The organism is Streptococcus parasanguinis (assembly GCF_001578955.1).
In the GTDB taxonomy this organism is placed as follows: Bacteria; Bacillota; Bacilli; order Lactobacillales; family Streptococcaceae; genus Streptococcus; species Streptococcus parasanguinis_U.
In genome coordinates, this window is record NZ_KQ969689.1 from 538,492 (window position 1) to 539,710 (window position 1,219).

At 45.9% G+C, this 1,219-nt stretch carries 2 protein-coding genes; both read right to left on the reverse strand.

The annotated features are described in order from the left end of the window. A partial coding sequence (locus SPADD19_RS12480) for an ATP-binding cassette domain-containing protein (RefSeq protein WP_241496428.1) occupies nucleotides 1-268 on the reverse strand: 268 nt, incomplete at its 3' end. A 1-nt stretch (nucleotide 269) separates the two neighbouring features. Beyond that, a partial coding sequence (locus tag SPADD19_RS02515) for an ABC transporter permease (protein WP_164905822.1) occupies nucleotides 270-1,219 on the reverse strand: 950 nt, incomplete at its 5' end.

Genomic DNA, 1,219 nt, shown 5'->3' on the forward strand with positions numbered 1-1,219 from the left:
TGAAGCCGAGCAATTCCAGCCGTTTTTGCGTCCACTGGCCTTGGTTGAGGTTAGTTAAATCTTGGCCAGCGATAGAAATCCGCCCCTCATCCGCTGATAAGAGTAAGCCAGCGATAGCTAAGAGAGTGGATTTGCCTGATCCTGAAGGGCCCAAGATGGCGACAAATTCGTTGGGTTCTACGCTTAAATTCAGCTGGTTGAGGACATGGTGCATCTGGCTGCCATCGGCGTAGGATTTTCTGATATTTTCTAATGCGATAATGGCCATCTTATTCTCCATTTCCACCAATGACTTCGATTGGATCTACTTTTTTGATTTTGACAAGGGACAAGGCACCACACAAAATAGAGGTCAGGATAAAGCTAACCGAGATGTTGAGGTTGTCTTTCAGGGTCATAAAGGAAGGGACACTATTAGGTAAAAATGGCGCCATCATAGTTGCCAAGCCAAGCCCCAGCAGCACTCCTATGAGGGAGATAATGGTGAGCTGGGATAGTTGGACATAGGTAATCTGGCTCATGGACATGCCAATGGCCTTCAAGACGCCGAACTGTTTCAACTTCTGCAGGGTCAGGATATAGAAGAAGACCCCAAGGATAGCAGAAGAAGCAAGCAAGAGAACCCACGTAATCATCCGTAGCGTCAGATTTTGAGCCTTGTAGCCAGGAATTTTATCGATCACTTGCTTCTTATCCGTCACCATTAAGTTGCTGGCTAGATCACTAGAAGTGATGCTTTTCTTGGTCACAAGGGTTTGGGCTCGCCATTGATAGCTTGGATCTGTTTTTTGCCGCATGCCTGTGTAGGTATCCGAGCTGATAAAGCCAATCTCGCTATAGCCGTATTTTGCATTTTTCGCAAAGGCCACGACCTTGAGTTTTTGCTTAGAAGTTTTGTCGATCACTTGGTCGCCGACTTGGATCCCTTCATCTTCTTTGAAAGAACTGTCCAGAATGACCTCGTTTTTCTTTAAGTCGGAGATCTTGAGGTCGGTATCCTCCATAATTGGATTAAGGATCTCTTCTTCGTTGTGATCGGTCGCGAAGTAGGTGATATCCAGAGTGTTGGAATCCTCTGTTTTTGAGACGGTTGCCCGTTGGATGGACAAGCCAGAATAGTCCATCCCCTCTATCTTTTTGACCTCATTTAAATCTTTCGCCGTAATGGTTGAAAAGGGGATAATCCCTTCTGAATCCGTCGAAAGGATATAGTGCAGGG